At 61.1% G+C, this 15,845-nt stretch carries 12 protein-coding genes; 10 read left to right on the forward strand and 2 right to left on the reverse strand.

Going from position 1 to position 15,845, the window contains the following annotated elements:
• The first annotated feature begins 98 nt into the window (after positions 1-98).
• Both JFU57_RS29895 and JFU57_RS29900 read left to right on the forward strand, forming a co-directional pair.
• The gene (locus JFU57_RS29895) at positions 99-497 is read left to right on the forward strand and encodes a hypothetical protein (RefSeq protein WP_201131748.1); all 399 of its coding nucleotides are present in this window, start codon (positions 99-101) and stop codon (positions 495-497) included.
• Positions 494-1,114, forward strand: coding sequence for a LysE family translocator (locus JFU57_RS29900; protein WP_201131749.1), 621 nt, complete (start codon positions 494-496; stop codon positions 1,112-1,114). Before JFU57_RS29895 ends, JFU57_RS29900 begins: the two co-directional genes overlap by 4 nt.
• A gap of 24 nt (positions 1,115-1,138) precedes the next feature.
• Here the strand turns inward: JFU57_RS29900 and JFU57_RS29905 are convergent, their stop codons facing one another.
• Positions 1,139-3,595, reverse strand: a complete 2,457-nt coding sequence (locus JFU57_RS29905; RefSeq protein WP_201131750.1) for a hybrid sensor histidine kinase/response regulator — start codon at positions 3,593-3,595, stop codon at positions 1,139-1,141.
• 251 nt (positions 3,596-3,846) lie between these two features.
• On the opposite strand from JFU57_RS29905, the gene JFU57_RS29910 reads away from it, so the two are divergent.
• The 7 genes from JFU57_RS29910 (at position 3,847) to JFU57_RS33390 (ending at position 13,654) form a co-directional block, all read left to right on the forward strand.
• On the forward strand, positions 3,847-4,668 hold the full coding sequence (locus tag JFU57_RS29910) for a 5'-nucleotidase, lipoprotein e(P4) family (RefSeq protein WP_201131751.1): 822 nt from the start codon (positions 3,847-3,849) through the stop codon (positions 4,666-4,668).
• Between the two features lie 262 nt (positions 4,669-4,930).
• Positions 4,931-7,003 carry a type VI secretion system Vgr family protein gene (locus tag JFU57_RS29915; protein ID WP_201131752.1) on the forward strand — a complete coding sequence of 691 codons (2,073 nt, stop codon included), beginning with the start codon at positions 4,931-4,933 and terminating at the stop codon, positions 7,001-7,003.
• Positions 7,000-7,944 (forward strand): DUF4123 domain-containing protein, encoded by a 945-nt coding sequence (locus JFU57_RS29920; RefSeq protein ID WP_201131753.1) that lies wholly within the window; start codon positions 7,000-7,002, stop codon positions 7,942-7,944. Before JFU57_RS29915 ends, JFU57_RS29920 begins: the two co-directional genes overlap by 4 nt.
• Entirely contained in the window at positions 7,941-11,153 is a 3,213-nt protein-coding gene (locus JFU57_RS29925; RefSeq protein WP_201131754.1) for a T6SS effector BTH_I2691 family protein, read from the forward strand. The genes JFU57_RS29920 and JFU57_RS29925 overlap by 4 nt, the downstream gene beginning before the upstream one ends.
• 1 nt (position 11,154) lies before the next feature.
• A complete protein-coding gene (locus JFU57_RS33385; RefSeq protein ID WP_242487370.1) occupies positions 11,155-11,925 on the forward strand; it encodes a DUF6708 domain-containing protein in 771 nt (256 codons plus the stop codon).
• 275 nt (positions 11,926-12,200) lie between these two features.
• Positions 12,201-12,887 (forward strand): DUF6708 domain-containing protein, encoded by a 687-nt coding sequence (locus tag JFU57_RS29935; RefSeq protein ID WP_242487371.1) that lies wholly within the window; start codon positions 12,201-12,203, stop codon positions 12,885-12,887.
• Positions 12,884-13,654 carry a DUF6708 domain-containing protein gene (locus JFU57_RS33390; RefSeq protein WP_242487372.1) on the forward strand — a complete coding sequence of 257 codons (771 nt, stop codon included), beginning with the start codon at positions 12,884-12,886 and terminating at the stop codon, positions 13,652-13,654. Before JFU57_RS29935 ends, JFU57_RS33390 begins: the two co-directional genes overlap by 4 nt.
• A 324-nt stretch (positions 13,655-13,978) precedes the next feature.
• Here the strand turns inward: JFU57_RS33390 and JFU57_RS29945 are convergent, their stop codons facing one another.
• On the reverse strand, positions 13,979-14,932 hold the full coding sequence (locus tag JFU57_RS29945; RefSeq protein WP_242487373.1) for a GlxA family transcriptional regulator: 954 nt from the start codon (positions 14,930-14,932) through the stop codon (positions 13,979-13,981).
• A gap of 98 nt (positions 14,933-15,030) precedes the next feature.
• Here JFU57_RS29945 and JFU57_RS29950 point away from each other — a divergent pair, with 98 nt between their 5' ends.
• Positions 15,031-15,825 carry an MBL fold metallo-hydrolase gene (locus JFU57_RS29950; RefSeq protein ID WP_201131755.1) on the forward strand — a complete coding sequence of 265 codons (795 nt, stop codon included), beginning with the start codon at positions 15,031-15,033 and terminating at the stop codon, positions 15,823-15,825.
• Positions 15,826-15,845: the final 20 nt, after the last annotated feature.

Below are 15,845 nucleotides of genomic sequence, written 5' to 3' on the forward strand. Positions count from 1 at the left end.
GGCAACCCGGGACTGTCGACAGCGCAACGCTATAGACGGGCCGAGGGTGCAGCGGCGAGTATTGGCCCTTTCGCCGCACACACCTGGATTGATCCCTTATGAGCAAACTCGCCTGCTGCTGTGGACATGTGATCGTCGACCAGACCGACGACCTGCCGTACAAGGCCAGCCTGCTGCGGAACCAGGAAGAATCCATATTCCAGGAGCGTACCCAGGACAGCGTCAAGCGCTTGCTGAAGGCGGTCGGCAACAATGGACTCGACCAACTGGTCGTCGAGCAGTACGGCAACACGCCCTGGAGGCCCCGACCCGATGAGCTGTTCCAGGATCAATTCACCAGCATCCAGGTCGCCTCGATGACCAGCCTGTATGAGTGCCAGAACTGTGGCCGCCTGTGGGTCCAGCGACCGGGCAGCCAGCAGTTCGCCTCCTTCACGCCCGACAGCGGCCAGTACCTGGCCGTGTTGGCCAACCCCGTGCCCGAGACACCTGAATGAACACCGCCACGCTGCTGCTCTACACCACCAGTTGCCTGATCGGCGCACTGATTCCCGGCCCCACTTCCTTGCTGGCCATGGCCAACGGCACCTCGCGCAATGGCCGGCTGGTGGCGGTGGGCATGGCCGGTGCGGCGCTCTCGGATATCTTGATCATCGCCGCCGTCGGCCTGGGCCTCGGGGCGATGTTGATGGCTTCGCAGAACCTGTTCCTGGCCCTGAAATGGTTTGGCGTGGCGTACCTGGCCTGGCTCGGCATTCAGTTGTGGCGCAGCCAGCCCCGGGCCCTCGACCCCGCGGCCATGGCCGGCGGCAGCCGCGGCGGCGAGGTGTTCTGGCGCAGTTTTTCAGTGGCCCTGACCAACCCCAAGGTGCTGCTGTTTTTCACCGCCTTCCTGCCGCAGTTCATCGACCCCAGCCAACCGACCCTGGTGCAGTACGCGCTGCTGGCGCTGGTCTCGGCAGTGGTGGATATCTTGGTGATGGGGCTCTATGCCGCAGGCGGGGTGCAGGCGGCGAAGGTCCTCACGCAAACCGGCATGCGCCGGCTCAACCGCTGCTGCGGCGCGACCATGCTTTCGCTGGCGGCGTTCCTGGCGGTCTACCGCAGGAGCTGAAAACGCCTGACGGGCCCCTGCGCCTCAGGCGTCCTGGCGCGCCCCGCCGGACTGGATCGCCACGCTCAGCGCCTGGGCCAGGGCGTCCACCGAGTAGGGTTTCTGCAAGAACACGAACTCCCGCGACCCGCCCTGGGCCAGGGCCGGGCTGTAGCCACTGGTGAGGATCACCGGCAGCCCGGGGTACAGCCGGCGAATTTCCTCGGCCAGCTCGATGCCGCTCATGCCGGGCATCAATACATCGGAAAACACCGCTTGAAACGGCGTGGTGCCCTGGGCCAGCAGCTTCAGGGCCTCGGCGGCGCTGGTGGCCCATTGCGCGCGATAGCCCAGTTCAACCAACGCCTGGGCCAGCAAGCCGCCGACCTCGGTATTGTCCTCGACCATCAGCAGGGTCGCGCCCTGGCCGTCGATCCGCTCCGGGCTGGCTGCCCTCGGTAGCGCGGCTTCCGGCGCCTGCAGCGAACGCGGCAGGTACAGGGTAAAACGCGTACCCTGCCCCGGCTGGCTGTCGACCAGCAACTCGCCACCGGACTGCTTGGCGAAACCGAACACCTGGGACAAGCCCAACCCCGTGCCCTTGCCCACTTCCTTGGTGGTGAAAAACGGCTCGAAAATACGCTCGATCTGCGCCGGGTCGATGCCCGAACCGGTGTCGGCCAGGGACACCGCGACAAACTCCCCCACCACCCCGGCATACAACCCCTTGGCCGGGGTGCAGTGCGCCCGCTCGACAGTGATCACCAGCAAGCCCTCGCCCTGCATCGCGTCGCGGGCGTTGACCGCCATATTGATCAGCGCGGTATCGAACTGCCCGGCATCGGCATGAATGAAGCACGGCTCGGCGGGCAGCTCGATCCGCAGCTCGATGCAGGCCCCCAGCAACGGGTTGAGCATATCGGCCACGGCTTGCACGCTGTGACCGACGTCAAATGTGTGAGGTCGCAGGTTCTGCTGCCGGGCATAAGCCAGTAACTGCCCGGTGAGCTTGCTGGCCCGCTCGACGGTGTCGGAGATCGCCTCGATGTAGCTCAGCCGCCGCTGCTCGTTGAGGGTGCGCCGCAGCAGGTCGGTGGAAGACTTGATCACCGTCAGCAGGTTGTTGAAGTCATGGGCCACACCACCGGTGAGCTGCCCCATGGCTTCCATCTTCTGCGCCTGGCGCAGCACGTCTTCGGTCTTGCGCAAGGCTTCGGCGGCTTCGCGCTCGCCCTGGACGTCACGGCCCACGGCATGAATATGGGTGCGGTCCGGCACGGCCGACCAAGACACGCTGCGGTAGGAGCCGTCCTTGTGCCGGTAACGCCCCTCATAGCTGGAAAAACTCACCCCGCGCGCCAGCTCAGCCACCACCTGGGCCGCAGCCACCCGGTCCTCCGGGTGCAGCAGTTCGTAGGCGCTTTGCCCCAGCAACTCGGCCTCGCTCCAGCCCAACAACTGGGTCCAGGCCGGGTTGGCGGCGACAATCGTGCCGTTGAAATCGGCAACGATCATCAGGTCGGCAGACAGGCGCCAGATCCGGTCGCGCTCCTGGGTGCGCTGCTGCACCCGTTGCTCCAGGGAATCGTTGAGTTGCCGCAACTGCTCCTCGGCCTGGCGCGTGGCGCTGATGTCGCGGGAGATGCACAGGATCTTCTCCGGCCGGCCCTCGGCATCGAGCATCGGCGTGACTTGCACGTCCCACCATTTGCGAGTCCCCAGCAGGGTTTCGGCCACGCCCTGGAAGCGCGCCGCGCGGCCTTCCTGGGCCGCCGCAATCGCTGACCGCGCATCGGTGTTGCCCTGGTCCTGCCAGAAGTCGGGCCACGGGCAGCCCCGGATCGCATTGAAGTCACTGACCTCCATGACCCGCATCCCGCCTTCGCTCATAAAGGACAGCTTGCCGTCCAGGTCCAGGACCTTGATGCAGTCATTGCTGCTGGCCAGGACGCGGGTATTGAGTTCACGGGTCTCGCGCAGCGAGGACTCGGTCAGCCGGGCATGCTCGGCCAGCAGCACCTGATCGCTGGTTTCCACGGTGCAGCACAACAGGCCGACCACCGTGTGTTGCTGTTCGTCGTAGACCGGGCTCATGGAGAACGACCACCAGGTCTGATCTTCTCCGGGAAAGCGCTGCATGCGGATCGGCATGTCTTGCAAGCGACAGGACTGGCCGCGATAAACCTGCTCCACCAATGGCTGGACCTGAGGCCAGGCATCGGCCCACAGGGTCTCGATGGTTTGCCCCAGCGCGGTGTCCAGGCGCGGGCCGAGCACCGGTTCATAGGCGTCATTGAACAGGAACATTTTTTCCGGCCCCCAGAGCAGGTACATGCTCTCGGGCGACTCCAGCATCAAACTCAAGGTGCTGCGCAACAGGCTCGGCCATTGCTCGATAGGCCCCAGGGGCGAGGTCGACCAGTCATGGGCACGGATCGCAGCGCCCGCCTTGCCGCCGCGAGGGACTGGGTTGCTGGGGATGGCGGGAGAAGACTCATTCATGGACGGAACACTGCAAAGAAGGAGGTATGGACGCTGTGGACCGCTGGTGCAGCGCAGAATACCCGAGCCGTAGGGCCGACGATAGTTAATGCCGCCGCCTGATGGCCATTGGCTTCGCCATAGCGCCCGCAGCAGATTGCGTCGCGATGTTATGCAAAGGCGACCCGGGCATTGAGTGGCCCGCCCGCTTGCTATAGAACCCATTGGCGGCCCGCGCCGCGCCTGCGCTCATTTGCCCTGAAGGTTCGCCCATGACACTCAATAACAAGAAGATCCTGCCCCTGGCCCTCTCACTCCTGCTGCTTCAAGGCGGCGCCGCATTCGCCGCCGAGGCACCGGCCTCGAACCTGCTGACCGCCGCTGTGGCCTGGAAGCAGACCGCCGCCGAGTTCCAGGCCCTGTATTACCAGGGTTTCAACATCGCCCGCCTGCGCCTGGACCAGGCGTTGCAAGCGCACAAGGCCGGCGACAAACCCCTGGCCATCATCAGCGACATGGACGACACCGTGCTCAGCAGCAACAGCCACTGGGGCTACATGATCAACGCCGACCAGGAGTTTTTCGACGATGCGGCCTGGGATAAATGGGTCGCCGAAAACGGCCCGGTGGCCACCCCGGGCGCCGTGGAGTTTCTCGATTACGCCAAGTCCAAGGGCGTCGAAGTGTTTTACGTCACCAGCCGCGATCAGGGCGAAAAAACCTACGAATACGCCCTGGCCAACCTGCGCAAGAACGGCCTGCCGTTCGCCGACGAGCAGCACCTGACGGTGTACCGCGACAGCTCGAACAAAGAGCCGCGCCAGCAGGAAATCGCCAAGGACCATCAAGTGGTGGTGATGCTCGGCGACAACCTCAACGACTTCAAACGAAAATACTACGTGGCCGACGTCGAACAACGCCGCGCCCTGATGACCGCCGACAAGGCCCAGTTCGGACAGCAATTCATCCTGTTCCCCAACCCCACCGACGGCCATTGGCTGAAAGCGATCTTCGGCGACTCCGAGCCCCCGGCCAGCGCCGAAAACCGCGCCAAGTTCAAGGCCGCGGCGGCGTCTACGGCGTGGAAGCCGTGAGGGGTTAAGCAGCGGCTCTTGGCCAATGCGCCCGTGCGTGGCTCAGGATGACGAAGGGCTAAACAGCAGAGAGTCAGACTAAATATCGCGCGATTTAAGCGACATTTCTCTGTGTTTTTCAGTGACTTCTGATATCCACGAGCCCCGTAAAACCTGCACGCTCCTGCCCGCTAAACCCAAGCACGTCCACTTTGAGTGACGTGCAGTCAAGCACCGATTGTTCTTTCGCTTGATGTGGGTGACAAGTTGCCGGGAGCACACCATGCCAAGCCAATCCGATCTGCGTTTTACCTTCAGCGTTGGCAACGAGTCCTTTGACGTTGTTGAGTTCACCTTGCACGAAGGCTTGTCCGAGACCTTCCACCTCGCGGTTGAACTGACCAGTGCCAATCCGGCCATCGACTTTGGGCAGGTGCTGGATCGGTCCGCGCTGCTGACCCTCTGGCACGGCGAGACGCCCGTGCGCTATGTGCATGGCGCCGTGTCCTCCTTCGTGCAGCACGACAGCGGCTTCAGGCGTACGCGCTATTCGGCGGTGGTCGAACCGCGTCTGGCGCGACTTAAACTCAGCTCCGACTGGCGCATTTTCCAGACCCTTACCGTGCCGCAGATTACCGAGGCGGTGCTCAAGGCCCATGGTCTGACTCACGACTACGAGCAACGTCTCACCACCGAACACCAAGCCCGCGAATACTGCGTGCAGGCCGGCGACACCGACTACCACTTCGTCGAACGCATCATGCGTGAGGAAGGTTTCTTTTATTCCTTTCGGCACAGTGCCGAAGGCCATCAACTGGTCCACAGCGATCGCCTGTTTATCCACGGTCGGGTGGGCGATGAGCCGGTGCAATACAACCCCACGCCCGGCGGTGATCAGCCTCAGCCTGCACTTCGCCGATTCGCCTATAGCGAAAACGTACGCACGGCGCGCCAGACCCAGCGCGATTACACCTTCCACCATCCGCGTTACAGCCATCAGCACAGCCGTGATGGCGTCGATCTGGACCATCAAGGTCGCCAATACGAACGCTACGATTACCCGGCCCGAGCCAAGTTTGACGAGGCCGGCAAACCCTTCGCTGAGAACCGCCTGCGTGGTCACCGCCGTGATGCGCGCATGGCCCTGGTCGAGGGCGATGATCCGCGCCTGCAACCGGGCATTTCCTTCACTCTCGCGGGCCACCCACGGGAAGACATGAACCGAGGCTGGCGCCCGGTGAGCATCGTTCACCATGGCAAACAGCACACCAGCCAGGCTGAAGAAAGTGCCGAGACGCAACTCGGCACTCACTACAGTTATGAAGCCGAACTTGTGCCGGACGATGCCGAATGGCGCGCTGAGCCGCTGCGCAAACCCCGTATCGACGGCCCGCAGAACGCCACGGTAGTCGGCCCAAAAAATGAGGAGATATTTACCGACGAATACGGCCGAGTGAAGGTTCAATTCCCCTGGGATCGAGAAGGGAAAGAGGACGAATACAGCTCCTGCTGGATCCGCGTTTCGCAGAACATTTCGGGCGCCACCTGGGGCCATATGGCCATCCCGCGTATCGGCCAGGAGGTTATCGTCGACCATTTCGACGGCGACCCGGACCAACCGATCATCACCGGCCGCACCTACAACCGCCTGCAACTGCCGCCCTACGAACTGCCCCGGCACAAGACCCGGATGACCCTCAAAAGCAAAACCCACAAGGGCGAAGGCTTCAACGAACTACGTTTCGAGGACGAAAAGGACCAGGAGGAAATCTACGTCCACGGGCAAAAAGACCAGAACATCCACATCAACCACGACGAAACCACCTTCGTTGGCCATGATCGCAGCGAACAAGTCGAACACGACGAAACCATCAGCATCGGTCACGACCGCAAAGAGACGGTCGGCAATGACGAACAAGTGAACATCGGCCAAGACCGCCGCCACGATATCGGCCAGGACGACCACCTGAGCATCGGCCGCAACCACAGCATCCGCACCGGCAAAGACCGCACCGAAGAGGTCGGCAATCACCGCCGCGACAAGACCACCGCCAACCACTGGGTCAGCATCGGCGGGCATCAGGAACTCACCATCGAAGGCCGATCCGAACTGCAAGCAGGCCAGGCGATTCGGCACCGAACCAAGGACTACGAGTTACAGGCCGCAGATGAACTGCTGATCAGGGGGCCGGGGGGCAGCATCCGTATCGACGGCTCCGGCATCACGTTCAATGGCATCAACATCGTGGTCAAGGGGCCGCTAAATCTACAGGGCGGCGCTGGCAGCAACAGCCTGTCCCTGATCAATCAGGTGCTCGATGGGCTCGAAGCCGATTGCGTGGAGCGCAATCGATGACCGCGCGCCCTGTCATACACTTCGCCGAGCAGTATCGAGCGCCCGGTGACTACCTCTATGTGCTGGTCGATGGTTTGGCCGAGTGCGATCAGGAGCACCCGCTCAGCATTCCGTCACTGACTCAGGCGCTGGGTGAGTCGGCTATTGCCCGGGTCCTGCGGCCGGACCTGGCACACTCTCCCGAAGCCTGCCCTGCACTGGTCCAGTTGGCGGCACCGGGTGAAACCCCAGCAGCGCGCTACCTGGAACTGGGAGCCCATTACGCCCTGGACGATCTGACGCGCAACAAGCGCTATGTCTGCGGTTGGTTACTCAGCCCACAACCGCTGGCGGCGGTCGCCGATCACCTTGTCGCCCAATGCCACGCCACTGCGCCCGGTCGAGGCCGGACGCTGTCGCCGTGGTATGAGCCCATCCGGCTGGAGCTCCTGATCGCAGCGTTGCGCAGCCAAATAGCTGAAGTGCTCGGCCCCATCAGTGCCTGGCTCTGCCCCACAAGCTGGGGCAGCTTTACCGTGTTGCGCGGCAGTACCGTTCCTCAGCAACGGGAGCTGCCCCCGTTAGTTCGTGACACCCAGCACCTCGCCCCTTTGATCAGCGACTTTCTGGGCGTGTGGCGCCATGCCCTGAAGCAACCACCGCGCTACGCCCCCTGGCGCTGGAAAGGCACCAGCCTGCTGCCACCACAAGCGGGCACCCACGCCTTCCGGTTGGTCCGCGACGCCAGGGACCGAAAACTCAGCGACAGCCACGACATCATCAGCCTCTGCCTGCACCGGGTATTCATCCATCCCCACCTGCCGCAGCACCCCGACATCCAGCGCGACATCGCCCAAGCCGCCGCCGGCAACCTATCCCTGCAGGCACGCTTCGACGCCTATGACGACGCGGCCTGGGCACGCATCGCAACCTCCTTGCCCCGCGCGGAGAACTACTCATGAGCACCAATACCGCCCTCGGCATTGCCATCAATGAAGCCGCGCCCAACCCCACCGGAGCCTGCAATGCCTGCCAGCGCACCGGCCTGCCGATCCTGCCGCTGCGGGCGGCCTATGCGCCAACGCGTTTCGCCATGCACAAGAAGACGCCCGTGTCCGGCTCGGGGCCGGCGTCGATCCCGATGATCCTCGACCAGCCGCGGATACTTCGTCAGGGCTACCTCTACGTGCTGCTGGACCAAAAAGAATGGCAGGCCTACCAGGTGACGCCGGAAGGTGCGTTGCGCCAGTTCCGCCCTTACCAGGTCCCGCGCGAACAACCAAGGTCGCTGAGCCCTTCCTGCATCGCCCAGGACCACGACTTCAGTGCGTCCTTTATCAATATCGACGCCGACACCTACTCGACTGCGTGGATTGCCTTCGCCAACGATCCATGGCCGGAGAGCGTGCTGGATCAGTACCGGCGTGGCACGGCGGATGACGGTACGGCGCTGGACGGTCGATTCCACAAGCTCGACCTGAAGGCGGCGCGCGACAACCCGAGCAGCGTCGGCATCGTGATGACCGAGCAACACCTCGAGATCACTCAAGTGCTGGAGTACTCGGAGGCCAACCCCGGGGACTTCGTCAGCGTCCACGGCTTCTACAGCCGCCATCACCGAGGTGGGCTCTTTTTACGTCACGTGCGGAACTTGGTTCAGCGGGAAAACCTGCAGGAGGGGGGAGTGCTGGCGGTGGTGCTGCCCGACCCGATTGGCCGGGTGCAGGAATGCAATGCCCAGCGGGTGAGCGGGGTCAGGGCCCTGCAGGAATGGCGCGCCGAGCCGAAGCGGCGTTTCGAGTTCTTCACCTCCCAGGCACTGCTCGGCATCAAGGAGCTGCGCGCTGCCTGGGCGGTTGCCGAGGCCAGCGAAGAGGCCAAGGCCCTGGACGAACACCATCGCCGCTGGAACAACAGCGCGGCAGGGCTCAGGGCACCGCTGCCGCCCATCGATGTCGAGGCCGAAACCCAACGCGGGACCCGACTCAAGCAGACCGAGGCCCGTGAACGGCTCGAAGAGCGGTACGACGAAGCCCAACGGGCGAGTTTCGAGCGGGCCTACCTGGCCGAGCAAAAGGTCTGGCAGCAGGCCATCGACCGCGAGGGCGAGCTGTACGCCCGGGAATACCAGGCCGCGCCTTTCCAGCTCGCCGCCCGGTATGACTACAGCGTGACCTCCACCCGCTCCGTAGAAGGTTTTATTCGCATGATGAGCCTGTGCCTGGTGGGCGGCCCCAGCGAAGTCATTCATCCAGACACCGAGACCCTGGGCGCGACCCAGCGCCTCTGGAAAAACCTGCTCGAAGACCGCCAGAGCCTGCTTTATCAGGCCTTGCTGGCCAAGGACCAGGCGCTGTTCGACCAATTGAAAAGGGCGCTGGCAGGCGATGATCTGGGCAAGCTCTACGACACCCTGAAAAGCATCATTGCCACCCACGAAGGCAAGGAGCTGATGATCGCGCCGGTCAAGCACGCCATCGGCCAGATACTGGCAGCCACCACCAACGCCAGTAATGCCCTGATGCAACAGCTGTCGGCACAGACCCAGACGCTGATCGGCCATGTGCACAGCGCGGCCTTTCTGCGCTACGCCGGCCAGCAGGTGACCCAGGTTGTGGTGTCCCTGAGGCTCGGCGAATACCTGTCCCTGCTCAACGAGGCGATGCAAGAACGCACCGATCAATTCATCACCCAACTCGACCAGAAATTTCGCAAACCCGCAGAACGAAAGATCCGCGCCATGGTGGTGAGCGGCGCCATTGCCATCGCCGTCTCCGGCAACCACGGCAAATTGGTCGACGTCATGCTCTGGTCCCTGGAAAGCGCCCAAGACCTGCAAGCCCGCCTGGAAAAACTGCGGGCCAATGCCAGCACCAACGTTACAGAGGCGCTGCGCAGCGTCAGCATCGGCGCCGCCACGCTCCACAGCGGCAGCACCCGGGTGATGCATACGCTGGCTATTGGTGTGGACGACGCCCAAGCGCTGGCCAGAGGCGCCATGCAACGGATGCGCAATACCGCTATCTCCGCAGCCCCTGCCGGCGCCGACCTGCTGCTGGGCCTGGGCAGCCTCTGGTTCCAGCAAGACAGCCTGCGCAAAAACTTTGAAACCTTCCTCAACACCCCGGGCAGCGGCAATCCCGAAGCGCTGGCGGCGGTGTGGTCGTCGTCCATCGGGGTGATGGGAGTGGGAGTCGAGATTGCGGGTGTAGGGACCCAGCTATTGCGGCCGGGGCTGACGACCACGGTGCGGGTGGCAGGGCAGGTGCAGACGGTGATGATGGGGGCGCGAATTGCGCAGTATGGGGGGGCGATTGCTGCGATTGCGGGGGTGATGGATGGAGTTCAGTATGTTTTTGCTGCTAGCCGCTCTGCCAATCAGGGAGACATCAAAGCATCTAAAGGGTACACACTCGCAGGATTGATCTCCTTAGGAGCTGCCTACTCGGGTGCTGTAGGCGCCCTTGCATTGAATGCGACACTCCTGGGCCCAATTGGAATTGCAATTGCTCTGGGCTTGACAGCATATGCCATAGCATCATTGGCCCAAAAAAATGAATCATCCTCCCTTGAAATGTGGGCCCGTTATAGTCGATGGGGCGTGCCATCGAAGCATAGGCTATGGATAACTGAATTGGATTTCGACACATCCATCGGAGCCCTAAATGCAGCGGTGCTCGGGATGACCGCAAAGTTAGCAATCAATACCAACCTTGATACCAATGGCGATACGCTGGAGGAGTTACCAGTCTTTGCTATCAGAGATGGCTTTTCGGTGCCGGCTGCTAACTATCTGGAGTACAAAATAGTTCTTCCCGGGTATGTCGCACAGACATCTCGTTATGAGTGGATTTTGAGAGTACATCGCCCGGGTCAGGCGCATGGCCAAATTATCGCCGCCGGAAAAAATAATAGCCCACCTGCAGCAACACCAGCGCCTACAAGCTTAAAGAGCCTAGATTACAACCCAAAAACAACAACACCTAATATCTCGCTCAATCCAGCATCGAAAACCCTTACCGTAGAAGGTGCAATTGCATTGCATATGTTCAACAGCATTACTGCAATGGATCTTGAGATTTGTTTTTGGCCTGATAAGAGCGATGAGTCGGGCCATGCCAAAATATCAGTCAAAGAAGACAAATTAGATTATAAAAGTGGCGATCACTAACATGACCAAACCAAAACTTGACCCTCCATGTGCGGCTTGGCAGTCGGACCTGCCGGGGCCTACCTGCTCTCCAAATGCGGCCGCTTTACTCGAACTTCCCGCCAATCACATGGATGAACTCTATTTGGAAGTATCGCGAAAATCATCTCTGGCCAGAGGGGCAACTCTATGGTTTTCTCCGATTCTAGCGGCAGGTGTTGCAATAGCTTTTTATACCTTACTACCAAGCGATGAATCGCCAAATGATTATAACACTCTGTTTATCGGCATCTTCGCACTCACTATAGGTATATATGCTCTCTTGCATTCACTCAGACAAAGTATAAGTCCTCCCCGCGACTTACCTATACGTTTCAATCGAGTCCGGCGTCGCATCTACGCCTACAACTTCAACTACCGCTGGTGGAACCTCTTCGAACGTTGGCGAGTTATCCCCGTAGCCTACGATTGGTCACAAGTCCGCGCCGAACGTTGGAAGCAACGTGGGACTACCGCCCAAGGCGCACTCATCATCAAATGGGGCGTGGTCCTGTCCATCGTCGAACCCGGCACCAATAAGGTCATTGATCGCTTTCCCCTGAGCACCATGGGCGCCGATGAGTTTGCCTGGGCCTATATCTGCACTTACATGCAGCAAGGTCCCTCGGCCCTGCCACCGCCGGGGCCACCGCACGACCATAACGATGTGCCCTGGTACAACTTGGCCCTGCGCCTGGCACCGAAGGTGAAGTGGCCTGCCGAGATGGACCGTGAATCGCGGACGGCGCCGTGAGAAGAAGTTCATACCTTAAAGAAGATGCCAAGTCACACACGTTGAGCATCAGTGGCTCCATTGCTGAAAACCCAGCTCATAACATCCATGCCGTTGAACTACAGGTCTCATCTTGGCCAGATGTAAGTGATGAATCTGGCATGACTCGCATAGTAGTCACAGAAGAGAAAATAGATAATTAAACCAAGGAAAATACAGTGGTATTACCCCGACTAAAACCACCTTGCCCTGGTTGGCAAGAAGACCTTCCCGGGCCAAACGAGCCATCTGCTGCAATGATATATTTTGATACTCCAAACCATCAGAACGATATTTATCTAGAGATTTGTCGTGCCAACTCTAGAGCAAGAGGAATTCTAATATGGTTTGCATTTTTATCTTTCTTTTCGCTCATTGATACAGCAACAACACTACTAACAGGGAGTCGCCCATATCATTCAACTATATCTCTGCTTAGCCTGTGCGTTATCGCACTGACCTTTTGGTCTTCACTTTTATTTTTGCGTTTTGATATTGCACCACCACGAGATGAGCCAATTCGTTTCAATCGAGTCCGCCAACGCATCTATGCCTACAACTTTAAATACCGCTGGTGGAACCCTTTCGAGCGCTGGCGAGTAGTCCCCGTTACCTATGATTGGTCACAAGTCCGTGCTGAACGCTGGAAACTACGCGGAGCCACCGCCCAAGGTGCACTCATCATCAAATGGGGCGTGGTCCTGTCCATCGTCGAGCCCGGTACCAATAAAGTTATCGACCGCTTTCCCTTGAGCACCATGGGCGCCGATGAGTTTGCCTGGGCTTATATCTGCACTTACATGCAGCAAGGTCCTTCAGCCCTGCCACCGCCAGGGCCACCGCACGACCATAACGACGTGCCCTGGTACAACTTGGCCCTGCGCCTGGCACCGAAGGTGAAGTGGCCTGCCGAGATGGACCGTGAATCGCGGACGGCTCCATGACAAAAGCGTTACTTAATCCTCCATGTTCCGGATGGCAAGAGGATCTTCCCCATCCCGTTGCGCGTCCAGTCGTGGTTCCAGATCTCGGATTCGATACACCGAATCATCTGGACGACGTTTTCTTCGAGCTACACCGGGCCTCCTCGCTTGACAGAGGAGTGATGATTCTGTTCGTGCCAGTTATAAGCATTCAACTCATTACCTTATCTATTCTATTTTTGTCAGATTGGAAGGCACTAAGTGCTACGGAATGGATGCTGTTCATCTTCATGCTATTGATTTCAATTTGGTCAGTCTTGTTCGCCCTGAAGATTGATACAGCCTCACCAAGAGATTTACCCATCCGTTTCAACCGCACCCGCCAACGCATCTACGCCTACAACTTCAACTACCGTTGGTGGAACCCTTTCGAACGTTGGCGAGTTATCCCCGTAGCCTACGATTGGTCACAAGTCCGCGCCGAACGCTGGAAAAAGCGCGGCGCCACCGCCCAAGGTGCACTCATCATCAAATGGGGCGTGGTCCTGTCCATCGTCGAGCCCGGCACCAATAAGGTCATCGATCGCTTTCCCTTGAGCACCATGGGCGCCGATGAGTTTGCCTGGGCTTATATCTGCACTTACATGCAGCAAGGCCCTTCAGCCCTGCCACCGCCAGGGCCACCGCACGACCATAACGATGTGCCTTGGTACAACTTGGCCCTGCGCCTGGCGCCGAAGGTGAAGTGGCCGGCCGATATGGACCGTGAGTCGCGGACGGCGCCGTGAATTGAAGGTCATGAGGGTATCGGACAGGCGTTAGTCGGGGCGGTGGTTTCCTGTAGTTCGATGGAGTCTGGCAAAAGCAACAAGCCACTTTGTATGGGTAATGAAGTGCTTATCACACAGTCAAAAAGCAGCGGCCATGGGCTAATGCCAATCAGTTAAGAATGAACAGGGTATTTGTAGTGAGGGAGCTTGCTCCCGCTGGACCGGCCGGTGCGTCGGTGCGTGGCAGTCTCATTGTTGGGGCCGCTACGGGACCCAGCGGGAGCAAGCTCCCTCGTCACAGGTTACTTTGCGTTCGATCTATCGATTAGCATCACCCGCACCCTACTCGCCACCCCCGTATCGCTGCCGATAATCCTGCGGTGCCAGGCCGGTCAAGCGCTTGAACATGCGGCTCAGGTTGGAGTCGCTGCTAAAGCCCAGTTGTTCGCTGATCTGGCCGATGGAGGCGCGGCTGTACAGCAGGCGCTGGCTGACCTGGTTGAGTTTGATCGTGCGCACCCAAGTCGCCAGCGGCTGGCCTTGTTCGGCAGCGACGCGGCGGGCCAGGGTGCGCTCGGCCAGGCCCAGGGCGGCGGCCAGGCGCGCGACCGTGGCCTGTTCGGCCGGGGTGTCTTCGACCCACAGCTGCACCTGGCGCAGCAGCGGGCTGGCGTGTTCGATCAGGCTCAGGCCCTGGAAGGCCGGATGGGCCTGGACCGGGCGTGGCAGGACCATCAGGCGCTGCAAATCCTGGAACACCTCGGCCCCCAGATGCTGCTGGATCAGCTCGCTGGCCAGGGGCAGGTAACCGTTGACCCCGCAGGCGCTGGCCACGTCCTGGTCGATCACCCACAAGCGTTCGTTGCGCCACTGCACCTCGGGGAATTGCCGACTCATGGCGTCCACCAGCCACCAGGTCAGGGTTGCGACCCGGCCCTGCAAGCGACCACTGGCCGCCAGCAAGCAGACCCCGGTGCAATAGCTCCACAGCGGTACCGGCAAGCGTGCCAGTTGCCGCAGCAAGGGCTGATTGTCGGCCAGCAAGGTACTCACCTGCTGCACCGATTCGGCCCAGAAGCTGGGCACCAACAGTGCATCCAGGGCCGCGTCATCCAGTCCTTCGGCAGCGCTCAGCACCACGCCATGGGCGCAGGCGACCGCGCCGGGTTGGCGGGCGACGTAGCACAGGCTGAACGCTTCATGCCCGGCGCGGCGGTTGGCGGCGAGCAGCAGGTCGGCAAACGCCAGCAGGCCGGCGGGCATGCAATCGGGGTAGAGCAACAGGCCGATTTTCATCGCGCCTCCGGCAGAATTTGAATGAGATCTGTCAAAGCTGGCCATTCTGCAAGCCGTCGCCGCTGTCGACAATAGGCGCTCTGCCACGGAGGTCTTTGATGCGTATCCACCAGCTTCGCAATGCCACCCTGATCATTGAGTCCGGCGCCTTTCGGATTCTGGTCGACCCGATGCTTGCCGCGCGCCATGGCCTGCCGCCGCTGTGCCTGCGTGGCGGCTGGCAACGCAACCCGCTGGTGGACCTGCCGCCATCCGCCGCGGCGGCGCTGGACGGGGTCACCCATTGCCTTATCACCCATTGCCGCAAGGGCCATTTCGACCACCTGGACCGGGCCGGCGTGGAGTTTTTGCGGGAACGGCAGATTCCGCTAATATGCACCCCACACGACGCCCCCTACCTGGCCCGACGCGGTTTGCGGGTGCAACCGCTGCCCCGGGATCACCAGCGGCCCAGCGCTTTTCTGGGTGGGCAGATTCGCACCCTGCGCTGCACCCATGGCCGGGGCCTGGTGGGACGGTTGATGGAGCACGGGGTCGGCTACTTTATCCAACTGCCCGGCGAACCCAGCCTGCACCTGTGCGGCGATACCGTGCTCAGCCCGGCTTTGCGCCGGTTCCTGACCGAGCAGCAGCCCGATATCTGCGTGGCCCCGGCCGGTGGCGCGCGCCTGGACCTGGGGGGCGAGATCATCATGGGCCTGGACCAGGTGCTCGAACTCACCACTCTGCTCAAGGGCCAGGTCGTGGCCAACCACTTGCAAGCCCTCAACCACTGCCCGGTAACCCGCAGCGCCCTGCTGGCGGCAGCCCGCGAGGCCGGCCTGAGCCAGCGGTTGTGGGTACCTGAAGATGGCGAGGTGCTGCATTTCGAAGCACGCGAATCAAGGCGCTGAAAAATCCCGAGCGCAACTTA

It is taken from the genome of Pseudomonas sp. TH07, assembly GCF_016651285.1.
GTDB lineage: Bacteria > Pseudomonadota > Gammaproteobacteria > Pseudomonadales > Pseudomonadaceae > Aquipseudomonas.

What these genes read in the sequence shown, in the direction of transcription:
- JFU57_RS29895 (WP_201131748.1), top strand. Translation starts at nt 99, where the DNA reads ATGAGCAAACTCGCCTGCTGCTGTGGACATGTGATCGTCGACCAGACC.
- JFU57_RS29900 (WP_201131749.1), top strand. Translation starts at nt 494, where the DNA reads ATGAACACCGCCACGCTGCTGCTCTACACCACCAGTTGCCTGATCGGC.
- JFU57_RS29905 (WP_201131750.1), bottom strand. Translation starts at nt 3,595, where the DNA reads ATGAATGAGTCTTCTCCCGCCATCCCCAGCAACCCAGTCCCTCGCGGC.
- JFU57_RS29910 (WP_201131751.1), top strand. Translation starts at nt 3,847, where the DNA reads ATGACACTCAATAACAAGAAGATCCTGCCCCTGGCCCTCTCACTCCTG.
- JFU57_RS29915 (WP_201131752.1), top strand. Translation starts at nt 4,931, where the DNA reads ATGCCAAGCCAATCCGATCTGCGTTTTACCTTCAGCGTTGGCAACGAG.
- JFU57_RS29920 (WP_201131753.1), top strand. Translation starts at nt 7,000, where the DNA reads ATGACCGCGCGCCCTGTCATACACTTCGCCGAGCAGTATCGAGCGCCC.
- JFU57_RS29925 (WP_201131754.1), top strand. Translation starts at nt 7,941, where the DNA reads ATGAGCACCAATACCGCCCTCGGCATTGCCATCAATGAAGCCGCGCCC.
- JFU57_RS33385 (WP_242487370.1), top strand. Translation starts at nt 11,155, where the DNA reads ATGACCAAACCAAAACTTGACCCTCCATGTGCGGCTTGGCAGTCGGAC.
- JFU57_RS29935 (WP_242487371.1), top strand. Translation starts at nt 12,201, where the DNA reads ATGATATATTTTGATACTCCAAACCATCAGAACGATATTTATCTAGAG.
- JFU57_RS33390 (WP_242487372.1), top strand. Translation starts at nt 12,884, where the DNA reads ATGACAAAAGCGTTACTTAATCCTCCATGTTCCGGATGGCAAGAGGAT.
- JFU57_RS29945 (WP_242487373.1), bottom strand. Translation starts at nt 14,932, where the DNA reads ATGAAAATCGGCCTGTTGCTCTACCCCGATTGCATGCCCGCCGGCCTG.
- JFU57_RS29950 (WP_201131755.1), top strand. Translation starts at nt 15,031, where the DNA reads ATGCGTATCCACCAGCTTCGCAATGCCACCCTGATCATTGAGTCCGGC.